Source organism: Hymenobacter sp. HD11105, from assembly GCF_054051685.1.
In genome coordinates this window covers 62,676-79,620 of record NZ_JBSWBR010000010.1, presented here as the reverse complement: position 1 = coordinate 79,620, position 16,945 = coordinate 62,676, and the positions used below count along the sequence as shown (strand labels likewise).

13 protein-coding genes are annotated in these 16,945 nt (G+C 46.5%); 10 read left to right on the top strand and 3 right to left on the bottom strand.

Annotated features, from left to right (window positions below):
- Positions 1-238 precede the first annotated feature (238 nt).
- Positions 239-1,909, bottom strand: coding sequence for a hypothetical protein (locus tag ACW9KT_RS20220; protein ID WP_457083791.1), 1,671 nt, complete (start codon positions 1,907-1,909; stop codon positions 239-241).
- A 484-nt stretch (positions 1,910-2,393) separates the two neighbouring features.
- On the opposite strand from ACW9KT_RS20220, the gene ACW9KT_RS20215 reads away from it, so the two are divergent.
- Positions 2,394-3,725, top strand: coding sequence for a glycoside hydrolase family 28 protein (locus ACW9KT_RS20215; protein WP_457083789.1), 1,332 nt, complete (start codon positions 2,394-2,396; stop codon positions 3,723-3,725).
- Between the two features lie 111 nt (positions 3,726-3,836).
- On the opposite strand, the gene ACW9KT_RS20210 is transcribed toward ACW9KT_RS20215, so the two are convergent.
- Both ACW9KT_RS20210 and ACW9KT_RS20205 read right to left on the bottom strand, forming a co-directional pair.
- Positions 3,837-4,160 (bottom strand): hypothetical protein, encoded by a 324-nt coding sequence (locus tag ACW9KT_RS20210; RefSeq protein WP_457083787.1) that lies wholly within the window; start codon positions 4,158-4,160, stop codon positions 3,837-3,839.
- Positions 4,148-4,408 (bottom strand): hypothetical protein, encoded by a 261-nt coding sequence (locus ACW9KT_RS20205; RefSeq protein ID WP_457083785.1) that lies wholly within the window; start codon positions 4,406-4,408, stop codon positions 4,148-4,150. Before ACW9KT_RS20205 ends, ACW9KT_RS20210 begins: the two co-directional genes overlap by 13 nt.
- A gap of 778 nt (positions 4,409-5,186) precedes the next feature.
- On the opposite strand from ACW9KT_RS20205, the gene ACW9KT_RS20200 reads away from it, so the two are divergent.
- The 9 genes from ACW9KT_RS20200 (at position 5,187) to ACW9KT_RS20160 (ending at position 16,944) form a co-directional block, all read left to right on the top strand.
- Positions 5,187-5,822, top strand: coding sequence for a sugar transferase (locus ACW9KT_RS20200; protein ID WP_457083783.1), 636 nt, complete (start codon positions 5,187-5,189; stop codon positions 5,820-5,822).
- Positions 5,823-6,527: 705 nt separating this feature from the next.
- Positions 6,528-7,298 carry a polysaccharide biosynthesis/export family protein gene (locus ACW9KT_RS20195; protein ID WP_457083781.1) on the top strand — a complete coding sequence of 257 codons (771 nt, stop codon included), beginning with the start codon at positions 6,528-6,530 and terminating at the stop codon, positions 7,296-7,298.
- A 65-nt stretch (positions 7,299-7,363) separates the two neighbouring features.
- Positions 7,364-9,709 (top strand): GumC family protein, encoded by a 2,346-nt coding sequence (locus tag ACW9KT_RS20190; RefSeq protein WP_457083779.1) that lies wholly within the window; start codon positions 7,364-7,366, stop codon positions 9,707-9,709.
- Positions 9,710-9,809: 100 nt separating this feature from the next.
- Complete coding sequence (locus ACW9KT_RS20185; RefSeq protein ID WP_457083777.1) at positions 9,810-11,102, top strand: polysaccharide biosynthesis protein; 1,293 nt, start codon at positions 9,810-9,812, stop codon at positions 11,100-11,102.
- A gap of 59 nt (positions 11,103-11,161) precedes the next feature.
- Positions 11,162-12,112 carry a hypothetical protein gene (locus tag ACW9KT_RS20180; protein ID WP_457083775.1) on the top strand — a complete coding sequence of 317 codons (951 nt, stop codon included), beginning with the start codon at positions 11,162-11,164 and terminating at the stop codon, positions 12,110-12,112.
- 181 nt (positions 12,113-12,293) lie between these two features.
- Positions 12,294-13,199: a glycosyltransferase family 2 protein gene (locus tag ACW9KT_RS20175; protein ID WP_457083773.1), complete on the top strand. Its 906-nt coding sequence runs from the start codon at positions 12,294-12,296 to the stop codon at positions 13,197-13,199.
- Positions 13,196-14,341 (top strand): glycosyltransferase family 4 protein, encoded by a 1,146-nt coding sequence (locus tag ACW9KT_RS20170; RefSeq protein ID WP_457083772.1) that lies wholly within the window; start codon positions 13,196-13,198, stop codon positions 14,339-14,341. The genes ACW9KT_RS20175 and ACW9KT_RS20170 overlap by 4 nt, the downstream gene beginning before the upstream one ends.
- 62 nt (positions 14,342-14,403) lie before the next feature.
- Positions 14,404-15,525, top strand: coding sequence for a glycosyltransferase family 4 protein (locus ACW9KT_RS20165; protein WP_457083770.1), 1,122 nt, complete (start codon positions 14,404-14,406; stop codon positions 15,523-15,525).
- Positions 15,526-15,807: 282 nt separating this feature from the next.
- The gene (locus tag ACW9KT_RS20160) at positions 15,808-16,944 is read left to right on the top strand and encodes a hypothetical protein (RefSeq protein ID WP_457083768.1); all 1,137 of its coding nucleotides are present in this window, start codon (positions 15,808-15,810) and stop codon (positions 16,942-16,944) included.
- Position 16,945 lies beyond the last annotated feature (1 nt).

Below are 16,945 nucleotides of genomic sequence, written 5' to 3'. Positions count from 1 at the left end.
GGTTGGCAGGCGGTGGGATAGCACGTTAAATCCATGGCACCGCTACGCATGCCCGTCGGTTAAAAGTATAGGGAAGAAAACCAGTAGGTGTACCAGCCTTTTGCAGGGGCGAAGCTAAGCGGTTGCTCCGCAATTATAAGTATAGGTTTTTGGCTTGCCGGTCCGTCTTACCTGGAGCAGGTAAGTTTGGTCAGTATCCTGCCCAGGGATTTGCTGACTTAACCCAAAGCCCTGAAGGTCAAAAACTCTTGTCTCCGCGGTGCCGGGCCATCGGCTTGGGCTGGGCGGAGTCGGCGGGGTAGGCAGTGAAAAAGGTGGGCGTGCCCGTAAGCGGAATCTGCCGGGCGGCGCGTACCGTGGGGCGCGGGCCCGGGGGGGCGGCATGGTTCCAAGCGTACTGCCGCACCCGGTCCAGGCCCCAGGCCGCCGGAAAGGAAAAGGTAGCCTGGGCCGCCTCACTCTGGTCGGTGGCCGTGCGGGCCCAGAGCACGTACACCGCGCGGGCATCATCTCCGAAGGCGGCGCCTTCCACCGCCGGGGGTAGGCTCAGGGCGGCCGTGCGGGCTGCGTTGTAAGCCAGGCCGCGCAGCAGGTGGGCAGTGCCCTGCACGCCTTGCCCCAGCGGGGTCAGCTTTTGCTGGCCCGGCAAGTCGCGGGTAAAGTTTTCGTAGAGGCCCATGAGCTGAAACTCTGCGGTGCCCGAAACCGGCGTGCCGGCCGGCGGAGCGGCGGCGGTTTCGGCCAAGCTGTAGAAGTGGAGCTGGCGGATGTCGTTTTTCTGGGCCAGCACCAGGGCTTTGATGCCAAAGTTGCGCTGCATCTCGTCCGAGCCGTGGCGCCACTCCGCCGGCCGCCGGCTGATGTTGGTTTCCGAGACCAGGAAGTGTTTGCGGGGGTAGGTCTTGCCGTCGTAGCCGTACTTGCTTAGCACAGCTTCCATGGCCGCTTTATGCCTAAGCACCTGGGCAGCGGCCCCATCGGAGTGGCGGGCATACTCAAATTGCCCCCCCCGAAGCCAAGCGCGACGCCGCAGGTAGTAGGAGGGATACACGTGGTAGTCCAGGACATCAAAAAATGCCCCCCCGAGGGCGGGGTACTTGGCCGTCAGGGTCCCGTCGCGGGGGTTGTCGGAGTAGCGCAGCAGGGCGTCCAGAAACTCCGCGTAGCCCAGGCCCCCGGGCGTGACAAAGTCCTCGGGCGCATACTTTTTCACCACTTCCCAGGTGATGCGCAACGTACGGATGTAGCGGTAAATGGGCGCCTGCAAGTTGACGGTTTCGGCCGGGTGGGGCGCGCGCCTGGTCCACTCCTCGTTGCTGGTGCCGGTGATAAAGTCGGGCTCATTAACTACCTCCCACACCCGCACGTGCCGGCCGTAGAGCTGCACCAGCTTATAGATGTACTGGGCGTAGTAGTTGTTGGGATTGATGGTGCTGTCCGGGTTCCAGATAGGCTCATAGAGGTTGGCAAACAGCTTGGAGGGCTCCTGGCAGCCGGGGTAAACCACGGGGTCGCGGTGGGCCGGGGCGGGCTCGCCCACAAAGCACACCAACTCGCGCAGGTCCAGGGAGTCGGCGTAGTAAGCGAAGGTGGGGCGGCGCACGGAGTCGCCCCACTGGGCCAGAAACTGCTCGGGTAAGGTGACGCGCAGGGTGGTGCTGCCGGCGGCGCGGGCGGCGGCGGCCAGCTGCTCATCGGTCCAGGCCGGGCCGTAGTAGCCTAGGTTGCAGCCGTAGCCGAAAGTAGCTGGGTAGGGGGCCACGGCGCTTTGGGCCGAGCCGGGCAGGGGTGGCGCTGGCAGCCGGGCCTCGTCCTGGGTGCAGGTTCCCAGTCCGGCGAGGCTCAGCCCCGCGAGCAAAAGCCTCGCTCGGCGGTGAAGTTCCGGGCATAAAGCAAAGTGGAAGTGCATCGGAGCAGAAGAGTTGAAGCGAGCGGAGTCACGGACCGGAAAGATTCAGTTAGTTGCGTCAGCCCGCAGGAAGACAGCTCCCTGGGGGGCGCATTTCCCGCCCGCCTCCGGCGTTTAAGGAGAGAGTCAACTAAGCTACGAAGTTTGCTTGGCAATTTCCGTACCCTCATTAGGGTGGCCTCGGCAGCTACGTCTGGTCTACCTTTAACTGGCGATTCACCTTGCTGCCGCAAAACGGCCCGCTTCTTCTTCCTGAGGCAAATGGTTCTGCCCGTACCCCCGGGCGAGTTGCTGTTCAAAGGCCAGGAAGGGCCTTGGCTTGCCTCTGGGGCCCCCACGCTAGGCTACCTAACTGATCCTAAGGGGCCAGTGAATATGCCTGCCAGCTAGGCTAGGCCTATTAAAAGGTAGCTAGCAGGTAACTACAGAACGGTGCTCTTCCTTAAAACCCGCTTCTTTGCTCCTGCACCCTTTTCTTCATCCTATGAAAGTTCTTCTGGCTCTGCTGCTTCTGGCGCTCACCGCTTTCTCTTTGCCTTTCCCGGCGGACTTCGCTCTTCGGAAAGGCGCCCCCCCCAAAGAATACCTTATCACCCAATTCGGGGCGGGCACGGACAGCACCCAGCTTAGCACCGCCGCCATTCAGCGCACTATTGATAAAGCCCACGCCGAGGGCGGCGGCACGGTGGTCATTCCCCGGGGAGTATTTCTGAGCGGAGCCCTGTTCTTCAAGCCCCAAACCCAGCTGCGCCTGCTGGCCGGCGCCAAGCTTAAAGGCTCCGATAACATCGCTCACTACCCCCTGATTCCCTCCCGCATGGAAGGCCAGAGCCTGGACTACTACGCTGCCCTGGTTAACGCCTACCAGGTCAATAACTTCCGCATATCCGGCCCGGGCACCATCGACGGCAATGGACTGAAGTTTTGGAAAGCTTTTTGGGCCCACCGGGACTCTATGCAGAAACTGGGCAAGTCATCCACCAACCTGGAAGTGCACCGGCCCCGCCTGCTCTTTATCTGGGGCTGCAACAACGTGATCATTCAGAACGTGAAGCTCCACAATGCCGGCTTCTGGACCACCCACCTCTACCAGTGCAACGACGTGCTAATTGAGGGCTGCGATATTCGCTCCCCTTTCCGCCCGGTGAAGGCCCCGAGCACCGATGCCGTGGACATTGACGTGTGCAAGAAAGTAACCGTGCGCAACTGCTACATCTCCGTCAACGACGACGGCATCGTCATGAAGGGGGGCAAGGGGCCCAATGCCCATAAGCTCCCGGAAAACGGACCCATCGAAGACGTGCTGGTGGAGAACGTAACCTTTGGGGAAGTGCACGCGGCCGTAACCATGGGCAGCGAATGCATTCACGCCAACCGCATCACGGTACGCAACTGCAAGGTAAATAACGACCGTCCCCTGCTCCTTTTCAAAATGCGCCCCGACACCTACCAGGTGTACGAGAATATCACCATCGACAATGTGACCGGCCGCTGCGGCACCATTGTCACGCTCTCGCCCTGGACGCAGTTTTTCAACATGGCGGGCAGCGCGGAAAAACCCTTTGGCATTATCCGCAACATCACTATCTCCAACGTCAAGGTCGACTGCAAGCAGTTTGCCGTGCTGAATGGCAATCCGACCGATCAGGTGTCCAACATCACCTTCAAAAATGTGGATGCCCGGGCGGAGACGGCCGCCTTCCCCAACAAGTACGCGGACGTAAAATTCCAGCGGGTCACCCTCAACGGGGCGCCCCTGAAGTCGATACCGGGGGGGCAGGACGGCCCGGTGGTCAAACCCCTGAAGCCGGACTAAGAAGGATGCGGTAGCGAGGCTGGACTAGGCCGGTGGGCTCCTACAAAAATTTCCCCAGCGCCTAGGGCCGAAAAGAAAAGTACTACCCAGCAAGGGCGCTCGCGGGGAGCGTCAACTGGGCTGACCCGGCGGGCTCATTAGCAGGCCTAGTTTTTGGGCGGCATTGTGCTGGCGCACGTTATCGAGGCGGGGGTAGGAGCGAATCATGTCCGTGGTCTTGTGCTTGGTCTGATTCATGACCTCCGCCTTATCCGCGCCCGCCCGCTTGGCCACCGTGACAAACGAGGCGCGCAGGGAGTGAGCCGAGTACTTCCCGCCCAAATAGCGCTTCACTAACAAGTTCAGGTGCTTGGCCGTGAGCCGGCGCGCCGTCAGCCGGCTGTTTATGCGCAGCGAGACAAATAACGGGCCCGTGGTTCGGGCTAGGCGCTGCACCCAGGGCTGCAGGGCGCAAATAAGGCAAAGCGGGAAATTGGGAGAGTAAAAATAGCCTGCTTCTCGGCCGCGCCGTGTTGGTTAGTCTGGCTCCGGGCCAGGTTAACGATCAAGCCTTCCGCGGAGAAAAATAAGCCTGGCAGATTCAAGGCCGTCAGCTCCGAGCGGCGAAAGGCGCTGGTGAAGCCCCGCAGCCGAATCACCCGATCCCGCCGACCCGCAAGGGTTTGGGCATCCATGCTTTTCACCGTGCGCTTGCAGGCGACTAGGGTACAGGCTGGGGCTTGCTTCTACCACCGCCTTTGAGGCGGGCAATACTTTCCAGCAGCACCCTGAACCGCTGCGCGGCCGTGGCCAAGGCCCGCGCGGGGCGTGGGCCTTGGCCACGGCCGCGCAGTGGCGCTGAATGGTAGCCACCTTCTTGCCCGTTTCAGCCAAGTGGGTGCCAATGCCAGGGAACACATCGACCGAGGCCAGCCGGGGTTCCAGCTTGTGCTCCGCACCCCCGGCCCCGAAGCGTTGCTGACCCCCGGCGTACGCTTTGGCCATACTTGCTGTGCCCCTGAACCCCGCCGCGACGTAAGGGCTCGGGGGCGGAGCTAGCTGCGCGGGGACACTGGTGGAATTAATGACAAGGGGCCGCGATGAGCTGTTTTGCATGGAGCCATCCTTAAAGGAAGAAAACCTGCCTGGAGCAGCTTCAAAACGGAGATAACGATAAGGTCCGATAAGTAAACATTATCGGACCTTATCCTTATCTTCGCTCTAGTTCACTTGGCTTTGGATAGCATGCTCACTATATAACTAAACTATATAACTATTCTAATGGAAGTTGCATTTTATAACTTTAAGTTAAAATAATTGAACTTTTAGTTGCAAGGTGGACCCATTACGGGTAATTTCGGATTAGGTTTCGAAGTATGCCTTAATTTTCAAATTGAATTTTATTGCACAACCTCGATACTCCTACTAGTTCTGCTTATCCGCCCCAAGTTCCTGCCAATTCTTCTTGCAACAAGTGTTTGTATGATTCGACTCTTTACCCCCCGTCCGTTGAGCACCGCGCAGCAGTACATCCTACTTAAGCGCACCTTTGATTTGGTTTTTTCCTTTTTGGTGGTGGTCCTGCTACTGAGTTGGCTGGTGCCGGTGCTGGGCTTGTTACTTAAGCTCGAGAGCCGCGGGCCGGTCTTCTTCAAGCAGCTGCGTACGGGCAAGGATGGCAAGCCCTTCTACTGCCTCAAGTTCCGTAGCATGCGCCTGAACAGGGACGCTGATGCCCGCCAAGCCAGCCGGGGGGACAATCGCATCACCCGCATCGGGGCGTTTATCCGCAAAACCAGCATTGATGAGCTGCCCCAGTTCATTAACGTCTTGCGCGGGGATATGTCAGTAGTAGGCCCTAGGCCCCATATGCTCCAGCACACGGCCGACTACGCCCAGCGCATCAGTAACTTTATGGAGCGTCATACCGTCACGCCCGGCATCACGGGCTGGGCCCAGATCAAGGGCTACCGTGGTGAGACCCGCGAGTTGCAGGCTATGGAGCAGCGCGTGCAGGCCGACATCTGGTACATGCGCAACTCTTCCCTCTTATTGGACGTGCGCATCGTGGGCCTGACCATCCTGCAAACTCTGCGTGGCCATAAAAACGCCTTTTGAAGATAGGTATAGTGAATTGCGGACAGCCAAAAGGATGTGCTTAATTCAGTTGGTGCTGAGTCTGCCTTATGATGGAAAAAAAGAAAAGCGATTTAAGACAAAGCTTGGTGGCAGCTACAACTGAAAAAGTTAAGTTAAAGCGTACCGTTTTCAGTAAGGTTAAGTCAGATGATAGTGAAGTTTAGACTACGCTAGTAACAAGGTGAATGCTAAGCAAAGGCCAATAATTTCCCTTATAGCCAATCCTTTGAAACTAACAGCTTTTACCTCGAGGTCTTACTTAATTAGCATCACGTGGTGGCTAGAGCCCGACTGCATAATCTAACCTATGCAGTCTTGATGGGAATGAAAGGTGCTTGGAATAGAGGTTGTCACAAGTTCACCTATACTTAATGTTTCCTTGCTAAGTTTTAGGCTATGCGTGATCTACCTCACTATTAAATAAGTACAAAATTTCTTACTTGCCAACCGCATTGAACACTATTTTAGTTAATAAGTGGTGTCATCCTTGACCAAGGATAAAATCAGGTATAGAATTAGTAGGGGCCCGAGCAGTTCACTTAGGTAAAATCTCATGTTTTGCCGGATATTTGTTAGTGAATAAAATTCACCTCTCATTATCGGGTACCTTTTGCACTACGTTTACCAACCCTGCTGCTGGGTGTCTATTACATTTGCTTTTTGATCAAGTCCTTTTACTTTAACATGAATATAAAACACATTTGTCTATGGGGGTGGTTTATCTTACTTACTTCCTGTTCCCCTTCACGAAATTTAGTATATTTCAATGATCTGAAAGAGAAGGGAATTTACACCGAGGACATTACTAATAAGGTTAACCCGCTTATCCAGCCAGACGACCTACTTAATATTGCGGTAAGCAGTTTAAACCCTGAATCTAATCTATTATTCAATAATGGGGTGCTTTCGTCGGCTGGAGGTAGTACTAGCAGTGTGAACCGGGGAGCAGAAGGCTATTTAGTTGGGGCAGACGGAACTATTAACTTTCCCGTGTTAGGCACCGTGAAGCTAGCAGGACTAACGAAAGAAGAAGCGGTCCGCAAAATGACGGCGGAAATCAAGAATCACGTCAAAAACCCGCTGGTTACCATCCGGTTTCTAAATTTCAAAATAACGGTAGTCGGTGAAGTTAGTCGTCCCTCAACTTTTACTATTCCGACTGAGCGGATTAATATTTTAGAGGCCTTAGGCCTAGCTGGAGATTTAACAGCTTTTGGCAAGCGGGAAAACATTCTGCTTATCCGCGAGAAAGAAGGGGTCCGAACCGCTACCCGAGTGAACCTGGCGTCGAAAGACATCCTGAACTCGCCTTACTTTTATTTGCAACAGAATGATGTGATCTACGTGGAGCCAATTAAGCTGAAAGCACTGCAGGGAAGTTCCAGTACATTTTACATTCCCCTTATCACTGCGGGTGTTTCCATTATAAGCTTGCTGGTAGTTTTCTTCCGCTAAGCCTTCTATCATGCGCCTGACATGCAACGCATTGTCGCACGGTAACTCATATCATACGCCGAATAATGAATAATCGAGAGCTCTTCCCCTTAGCGGCGGAACAACCAGAGGCCAAAGATATTAAACGTCTGCTTTTCCAATATACACGCTACTGGTACTGGTTTTTGCTCGGGGCCGTGCTAAGTCTAGCCACCGCTTTCTTGTATTTACGCTACTACGCCGTACCCCAGTACCGGGTGTACAGCACCTTGCTAGTGAAGGATGACAAAAGCGGACAAGGGCTATCCAGCGCCGATGCCCTGAGCGACCTAGGCACGCTTAAGTCCTCTCGCAATATTAACAATGAAATGGAGGTTCTCCGTTCCCTGAGTTTAATGGAGCGAGTGGTACGTGAGCTCGGCTTGTTTACCAGCTATACGGTGGAAGGTCGTGTGGTAGATCGGGAGATTTACGGCCAAGCTTTGCCCATCAGGCTTTTAATCAATACGCTGGATTCAACGGCCGCCGGTAAATCATTTGCCATTCATTTGAAATCGGGCAACTCCTTTACATTGGATGATAACTCTGGCTCTCCTACGACCCACAGTTTCGGCCAGCAGATTCAAAAGCCCTACGGGACGTTTACCATCGTCGCCACGTCCCCAAATTCCCCCTCGTTTTCCAAGATTAACGTTCGCTTCCAGGATATTCAGCAGGTCGCCAGCCATTACAATCAAGCTATTTCTATCCAGCCTATCACGAAGGAAGCGAGCGTGCTCCTGCTGAACTTGGTTGATCCGATTCCGGAGAAAGCCCAGAATATCATCAATAAGTTAATGGAGGTATATAACAAGGAAGCGATTGAGGACAAAAACATCATGGCCACCAATACGCTCAAATTCCTAGATGAGCGTTTGGGCTATATTACTACAGAGCTATCGGGGGTAGAGAAGGATGTGGAGAAATATAAAAGCCTTAACGGTCTCACCGATATCAGCACCCAAGCGACGGAGTACTCTTCCTTAGCTAGTGATTACAATCGACAGCTCTCCGAATGGGCTATTCAGATTGATGTACTGGAATCTATCGAGGCATATTTACGCAAGACGACGGGCCAGTACTCCATGGTACCCAGCACCTTGAGCATCCAGGACGCGACTTTATTAGGACTGATTGGTAAGTTTAATGAGTTGCAAATGGAGCGGGAACGGATGTTGCGCACGACTCAACCCAATAACCCGTTAGTACAGAACCTGAATGAGCAATTAGCTAATCTCCGGTTAAATATTCTGGAAAATCTGCGCAACATCAAGCGAGGGCTACAAATCACTAGCAACAATCTGAAAGCCAGCTCGGGTCAATTCCAGTCCCGGATCAGAAAAGTGCCCGCTATGGAACGAGCCTTGCTGGAGATCAACCGGCAGCAGGCCATCAAGCAGAGCATTTATGTTTATCTGCTACAAAAGCGGGAGGAAACGGCCTTGTCACTCGCCGCGACGGAGTCCGTTGCCCGAGTAATTGATCCAGCTGTCGGGGGAGATTACCCTATCAGTCCGAACGGGAAGATTATCTATCTAATGGCTTTGCTGCTAGGATTGGGAGTCCCCATGGCGACCATCTACGTGCTAGGCCTGCTTAATAACCGGGTGCAGTCCCAGCAGGACGTAACCAGCATGGTAACCGCACCCATCCTCGGCGAGATTGCGCATAACAGCAACAATAAGAATGAAACAGTTGTGGTGACGCTTGGCAACCGCAGCCCCATCGCCGAGATGTTTCGGCTGGTACGAGCCAATTTGAATTTTGCCGCGCTAGGTAAGCAGCCGGTAGTGCTGTTGGTGACCTCCAGTATGAGTGGGGAAGGAAAAACATTCTTGAGCATAAACCTAGGGGCGAGTTTGGCCATTGCGGGCAAGCGGGTGGTTTTACTCGATCTAGATTTGCGCAAGCCCCGGGTAGCGGCCGGCATAGGCTTGGCTGAGGGACAAGGAATTACTGATTACTTGGTTAGTAATACGGTGGCCCTGAATGATATAATCAGGCCCTCGGACAAGATCCCTTTTCTGTCCGTTATAACTTCTGGACCAGTCCCACCAAACCCTGCTGAATTAATGATGAGCCCTAAATTTGCGCATCTAATTCAGGAGTTAAAAGAAAGCTTTGACTATATAATCATGGATACTCCCCCCGTCGGCCAAGTGGCCGATGCCTTTACTCTCAATTCTTTTGTAGACTTTACACTTTACGCGGTACGATACAACTACACATATAAAGCACAACTTGCAATACTAAAAAATGTTAGTAAAAACAGAATGTTAAATCATCCTTTAATTATAATGAATGATGCTAAAGAAGTAAATGGAGGAAATTATGGGTACGGATATGGGTATGGGTATGATCATAAAAAGACGAACAAAAAAGTTATAGGCTAAAAAAAATTAGTAAAATGTATCTTATTGCTCTGTTTGATATGATACAGTGCGCAAGCAAAAGCACTACATAAATACAGTTCTAATAAGCGTAGTATACTTCATGAAAGTATTTGTTCAACGTACATTAACTAGCCCTAGGTATATAAAAGTTCTTGAATGGGGTAAACTAGTAGCCATTACGGGTAGTGCGCAAGCCTTAGTTCAAGCGTTAGGCTTAATTGGCGGAATTTTGGTAATCAGATTACTGCCTACAAAAGAATATGCCTTGTATACGTTAGCTAATACCATGTTGGGCACAATGTGTGTGCTGGCTGATGGGGGAATAACGGCTGGTGTAATGTCTCAAGGTGGGAAAGTATGGCAAGATCGTGAGAAATTAGGGATAGTACTTGCTACTGGGTTTCATTTGAGAAAAAGGTTTGCAATTGGCAGTTTATTGATTGCAACACCAATATTAGTAATGCTACTGCGGCATCATGGTTCAAGTTGGCTAATGTCAGGGCTCATTATTGCCGCGCTTGTGCCAGCATTTATTACGGCGCTTTCAGGAACATTGTTTGAAGTGGCCCCTAAGTTACATCAAGATATATCTACACTTCAAAAAACGCAGATTGTTGCTAATGTTGGACGTTTAACATTATTAGCAGTCACGATTTTTTCTTTCCCTTGGGCCTATTTGGCAATTCTAGCTTCTAGTATACCCCAAATTTGGGCAAATACTAAATTGCGCAAGTTCTCTAGTACTTATGCCGACTGGCGTCAGCATGCCGATCCTACCGTAGGTAAAGAAATCATGGTTTTTGTAAAACGTATAATGCCAGGAGCCATTTACTATTGTCTTTCCGGCCAAATTACACTCTGGCTAATTTCCATTTTTGGCTCATCGAATGCGGTAGCACAAATAGGAGCATTAGGCCGACTGGCGATGGTTTTAACCCTTATTAGCGTTTTATTTAATACACTCATTTTGCCGAGATTTGCTAGGCTACCTAAAAGCGGACATTTATTGTTAACACGCTATCTGCAAATACAAATAGGTCTTATTACTATAGGTGCCATCATAGTTTTAATTGTTTGGGCTTTTCCTGCTGAAGTGCTTTGGATTTTGGGAAAAGACTATGCTAACTTGGAGACAGAAGTTGTACTCAATGTTATTAATGGTTGCTTGGGAGTGATTTTAGGGGCATCTTTTTCGATATGTACAAGCAGAGGGTGGGCCATAAACCCGTTAATTTCTATACCGATAACTATAGGCACAATAATTTGCGGGATTATGCTCTTTGATATTAGTTCATTGAGTGGTATATTACTTATGAATATATTTATAATGGTGGTGGAAACTATCATGTATTCTTCTTATAATTTATTAAAAATTAGACATTTGTACAATTAATGAAGTTGATTAGGTCTAAGGTAGTAGTGCAAAAATATTAATTTGTAATAGGCAAAAGAATGGAATCAATAATTTGTACACTTGTAGAGGGCCATTATCATTACGGAGTCGCTGGATTAGTAAACTCGCTTTATAATAATGGGTTCCGTGGTTCGATTTACGTCGGTTACCGTGGTGACCTTCCCGATTGGTTGAGTGGTCTTAAAAAGAACTCATTTAGTTCCTGGGATGGCGCTAGTTTTTTGCAAGTTGCTGAAGGCCTTTTGTTACATTATCTCCCCGTAAACACTGATTTTCATTTGACAAATTATAAGCCATTCTTTATGAATGAGCTTTTAAAAACTTTTGTGCAAGGTGTTGGCTCAATAGCCTATTTCGATCCGGATATAGTTATCAAATGCCAATGGTCTTTTTTTGAAAATTGGATGAATTGTGGTGTTGCCTTAGTTCACGAAGTAGCTAATGACCCCATGCCCGCATCACATCCAATAAGGTTAGGATGGGTAGAAGTATTAGAAAAGGTTAATCGGAAGGCTACCAAAAACCTTGAACATTATTTTAATGCTGGATTTTGTGGGGTTGCAAAAAGAGACCGAGATTTCATAAACATATGGTGTGAGATTATTAATGCAGCGGTAGAGCATTTCGAGTTTAATCCTAGACAATTTGATAATACTCATAATAGAACGTATCATTTCGAAGCAAATGATCAAGATGCGCTTAACATCGCAGCTATGTGTACTTTTGCTCCTATAAGTGAGGTAGGTCCTGATGGCATGGATTTTACTCCAGGAGGCTGGATAATGTCTCATGCTACTGGATCAATGAAGCCTTGGAGAAAACGGTTTATTCTGAATTCATTAAAAGGATTTGGCCCTTCTGCTGCTGACCGTAGTTACTGGAGATATGTGAATAGTCCTATAAATGTCTTTAGTCGAAATAAAACTCGTTATGCTAATTTTTCGATGTCACTTGCAGCATTTATCGGTCGCTTTTATCATCGAAGATAAAAAGTTAAGCGTTGAAAAGAAGATTTGGCGTAATAGAAGTACTAGCTACCACCACAAAAGGAAAATCATAATTAATTGTGTGTGTAAATAATCATAGAATAGTGTATTCGGAGCTGCTGTTTTTTACGAACTTATTAGTTCAAAAGTTTAGAAATCATAATTTTCATTAATTCTGATTATAATGGATGTTTTACTCTCAATTGCAATTGTAACCTGTAACAGGCCAGTGAATCTGCGAAATACATTGAGTAGTCTCTCAAGCCAAACGGCTAAACCTTTTGAAATTATTATCTCTGATGATTCCAATACCGAGGCTACCATTTCAGCTAACAAACTCTTAGCTGAACAGTATAATTGCAAATATTACCCAGGCCCGCAAAAGGGACTATATTCTAATAGGAATTATGCCGCAAAAAGATGTTTGGGTAGTCATATTCGTACGATGGACGATGATCATACTTTTCCGCAATCTCATATTGAAGAGTGTTTGCTGGCAATAAATTCTGATCCTGATGTGATATGGGTTATTGGTGAATACTACCCAATTGATAATGATATTCCAGGCAACGAGAAATGGAGGGTTAATAAGGATGGAAACATATTAGGGTTACCACATTCAATACCAGGTCAACTTCACCCTAAGGGTTATGCATATACACCTATGGTAATGGATAACTATTATGGTATTTCATGCGGCGCAACTATATACCCCAAGGCTGTTTTTGATAAAGGATTTTTCTATAGTGAAGCCTATAGATTCGGGATATTATATTTGGAATACGGGATTAAATTATTCAAAAATGGTTTTAAAATAAAACACTTAAATACAACATATATAGTTCATCATTGTGTTAGTAATGACCCTTCTGTTACAAGTAAAGAAATAAGTGATGGCGCTAAAATTTTCTCAATATTAATGTTTTCATTCCATTATAATCAGAGTTTTAGTAATAAGGTATTAACGCTCTTTGAAATTTGCAAGGGTTTTTTGAAGGGAGATTATTCAATTAAGTTACTCAGAAAAGCATATAAAAATTTTTTAATTGAATCAAAAGGGGTACTAGCGAGCAAAAGCGAAGAAAAATGAAAGTAGCGGTTGTAAACACATTTCATGCTAAGGATATAGCAAATTGGTCAGGAATCCCATATCACATATCTTTGCTTTTAGATAATATTTTTAATGGACAGATAGATTATATTAAGCTGCCAAAGTTCAAGAGAAGCCCTGTAAGTTATCTTAGAGGGTTTTATTATAATCGTGTCATACGTAAAAAATATTACACATGGGCAGATGAAAAAGTTATTGCTGAGAATAAGGAAGTTATTAGTTTGTTTTTAAAAAACGATTATGAATTAATAATAACGTTTGATTTTTACTTGGTCCCGTTACTGAAAACTAACAAAAATAAAGTAATTCATTGGAACGATGCAAACTTCTCAATCATACATAACTTTTATCCTGGCTATTCTAATTTCTCCAATTATTCTCTTAAATCAGCGCACTCTATTCAGAAAAAGGCCCTTGATTTAAGTGACATAGTAATATATTCCTCCGACTGGGCCCTCGAAAGTGCTGTTACATTTTATAAAACAGATAGGAGTAAGTTGAGAAAAATATTATTTGCATCTAACTTTAAGTATTTTATTGCAAAAAGTGATGTTGAAAGCTTTATAAAAGATAGGGACATCGATACAATAAAGTTACTGTTTTTAGCTGCTGATTGGAGTAGGAAAGGTGGTGATGATGCAGTTGCAGTTGTGAACTCACTAAATATAAAAGGAGTGAAGGCTCAGTTGTACGTAGTAGGAACGAATATACCAGCGCAACACAAAAATAATAAGGACGTTATTGCCTTCGGATTTGTTGACAAAAGTTCATCATATGGAGAAGCTCAGTTAATAACTTTATTTAAAAAGTGCGCGTTTCTATTATTGCCATCTCGGATTGACTTAACTCCAGTCGCATTTAGTGAAGCTAGTTCATTTGCTTTACCATCTATAACAACGGATATTGGGGGAATACCTTCTGTTATAAAGCAGTACGTAAATGGACATTATTTTCCTGTTGCTAGCTTCATAGAAAACGCTACTAACTTTATAATAAATAATCATCCAAACACTGAACACTATACAAAGTTGTGCTATTCGTCATTTGCTTATTATGAAAGCGACATGTCTTGGGAACAAGTCAAGCAAAAGTTTCTATCTATACTTGAAGATTTATCATAAGAGCTATATATGCTATCAGGTAGGAGAGCAATCGTTGCTTCATATTATAAACCAATAATCACATGAACATACTCGTCTTAAGCAATAGTCCAGTAGTCGAGTCACAAGGCTCGGGATATGTTATTATAAATACTGCAAATTGCTTAACCAACCTAGGTCATCGTGTAGATATTGTTCCACCTGAGGAGGTTGCCTTTCTAACAATAATGGGATCTAGGGCTAAAATTTATAGAGTATGTATAGGCATGGCCAAATGGCTTTTAAACAATAAAAGAAAAATCAAAGATTATGAGTTGATCATAGTATATGGAGCGGAAAGCGCTCTAGCTGTTTTTTACATAAAAAAAATATTAAAAATTGAGGTGCCTATAATCCTTCACTCGAACGGGCTGGAGGTGCATGTGAATTATCACATGAAGGATATTGTGGAAAATACTAATTCTAAGTGGTACCACTTTGATCAGTCTGCAATTTTTAAGTATTGTTATAGTAGCGTAGATGCAATTATTAATGTTTCTAAGTTTGACAAGGATTTTGCTGTTAACTACTTGCAGCTTAATCCTGCTAAAGTATACGCGATTGAACCAGCCTTACCAACCGTGTTTTTTGATTCTACACCCACTAGCCCTTCTACCAATTCCATAATCACATACTGTGGCTCTTGGATAGCTCGTAAAGGAATCGAATGGATTAAAGAAAGTCTTCCACCTATTTTAAGGAAGTATCCTGCCTACTCTTTGCGAATTATTGGAGCTGGTACCAATTTTAAAGCTTCTGATCATTTTCCGGTTGATGTAATTCAGCAAATTGAACTGTACCCTTTTGTAGAGAGTAAGGAGCAGTTAATCGAACTATACAGCAGTAGTAGTATATTCATATTTCCGTCAATCTATGAAAGTTTTGGGTTGGTAGTTGCGGAAGCTATGAGTTGCAAATGTGCAGTAATCTGTAGCAATACTGGTTTTGGTGCTGGTATAAAGCACAACGATGAAGCATTTATCCTTAAAGAATTAAATGCAAAGTCTCTTTCAAGCGCAGTCGAACTATTTATTACGGATAATACCTTGCGTGAAAAAATTGCTTTGAATGGGCATAAAAGAATAGAACAGTTGAAATGGAGCAATTATCAAATACAAATTAATAGCGTAGTAGATGAAGTCATAAACAATTTTAGGGCAAAATGAGTCTGCAAATGAAATCTTGTCAACCACTATATCCTATATAATCTCTATCAAAATTTAATTAATCGCTAGGGTATTACTATCATCTCTTTACTTTAGTGTGTACAATTATAACTTGAAAAGAAGTACCTCATTCACATTTATGATAAATAAATTGTTTTAAATATTTATGGTTTTTAAATAAGCTAGCTAATATTGATCCTAGCAGATGTTTTAAAAGAATTTAAAGCTCCGATACTTTGAGTAAGTGATCACATCGCTTGCCTGCCAATTTTTTCAATAAGAATGAGAATAACTTTTCTTTGTGGCTCACTTGATCCTGGGCTTGATGGAGTTGGTGACTATACTCGTAGGTTGGCAGTCGAATTAATTCTTCGAGCCCATCAGATCACAATTATTGCGCTTAATGATAAAACTGTAAGCACTGTTGCCACTAGCTTGCAGTACGTGGGCTCTACAAGTGTACCAGTACTACGCATTCCAGATACCCTATCCGATAAGGACCGTTATACGCATGCACACATATTTATTAAGGATTTTAGACCTGATCTCCTTAGCCTTCAGTTTGTGCTTTTTTCGTTTCATCCCAAAGGGCTGCCTTACTTTATTGCAAAAGGCCTTGGAAAACTTGGTGAAGTCATTCCTTGGCATATTATGTTTCATGAGTTATGGGTTGGGATGCCTACCCATTCTAGCAAAAAGCATATAGTTTGGGGATGGGCTCAGCAATTTATTATTAGGGCCCTAGTATCTAGATTAAAGCCCAGGATAATAAGCACCCAGACATGGCTATATCAAAAGCAATTAGCTAAACTTAATATTCAGGCGTATTTTTTGCCGTTGTTTTCTAATATTCCGTATAATAGATCACATATATTACCTGTTGTTTCCGATGATGATCTAGGTGATAATCGATTTTATAACTTGGTTGTCTTCGGCACGATACATCCCTATTCTCTAGTTGAGGATTTTATTAAAGAGGTTATTCTTTTTAATAAAAGCTCAAATAAGGAGATACGGCTGCATGCAGTTGGGCATTGCGGTCCGGAACTCGACAGATGGGAAAGTACATGGGTTGCAGCGGGGTTACTTTTTAAAAGGCATGGGACGCAGTCACCTGAACAGATATCTGTTATACTAAGGCATTGCTCAGTAGGGATTACCACTACTGCCCTACCTATGGTTCAAAAAAGCGGTTCAGTAGCTGCAATGCGCGAACATGGACTTCCTGTAATCTGTATCTCGGGGCCCTGGCAACCTCGTAACCTTACGGTACAACTACCACCCTTAGGAATCTTTGAGTTGCAGCGAGGAGTATTTGATAAATGCAACGCCTTTCACTTAGATAGAGATGATTCCTTCAATGATGCAGCAGCGGTAGCCCAACTCTTCCTGCGCATGATAGAAACTAGCAACCAATAAG

What these genes read in the sequence shown, in the direction of transcription:
- ACW9KT_RS20220 (WP_457083791.1), bottom strand. Translation starts at nt 1,909, where the DNA reads ATGCACTTCCACTTTGCTTTATGCCCGGAACTTCACCGCCGAGCGAGG.
- ACW9KT_RS20215 (WP_457083789.1), top strand. Translation starts at nt 2,394, where the DNA reads ATGAAAGTTCTTCTGGCTCTGCTGCTTCTGGCGCTCACCGCTTTCTCT.
- ACW9KT_RS20200 (WP_457083783.1), top strand. Translation starts at nt 5,187, where the DNA reads ATGATTCGACTCTTTACCCCCCGTCCGTTGAGCACCGCGCAGCAGTAC.
- ACW9KT_RS20195 (WP_457083781.1), top strand. Translation starts at nt 6,528, where the DNA reads ATGAATATAAAACACATTTGTCTATGGGGGTGGTTTATCTTACTTACT.
- ACW9KT_RS20190 (WP_457083779.1), top strand. Translation starts at nt 7,364, where the DNA reads ATGAATAATCGAGAGCTCTTCCCCTTAGCGGCGGAACAACCAGAGGCC.
- ACW9KT_RS20185 (WP_457083777.1), top strand. Translation starts at nt 9,810, where the DNA reads ATGAAAGTATTTGTTCAACGTACATTAACTAGCCCTAGGTATATAAAA.
- ACW9KT_RS20180 (WP_457083775.1), top strand. Translation starts at nt 11,162, where the DNA reads ATGGAATCAATAATTTGTACACTTGTAGAGGGCCATTATCATTACGGA.
- ACW9KT_RS20175 (WP_457083773.1), top strand. Translation starts at nt 12,294, where the DNA reads ATGGATGTTTTACTCTCAATTGCAATTGTAACCTGTAACAGGCCAGTG.
- ACW9KT_RS20170 (WP_457083772.1), top strand. Translation starts at nt 13,196, where the DNA reads ATGAAAGTAGCGGTTGTAAACACATTTCATGCTAAGGATATAGCAAAT.
- ACW9KT_RS20165 (WP_457083770.1), top strand. Translation starts at nt 14,404, where the DNA reads ATGAACATACTCGTCTTAAGCAATAGTCCAGTAGTCGAGTCACAAGGC.
- ACW9KT_RS20160 (WP_457083768.1), top strand. Translation starts at nt 15,808, where the DNA reads ATGAGAATAACTTTTCTTTGTGGCTCACTTGATCCTGGGCTTGATGGA.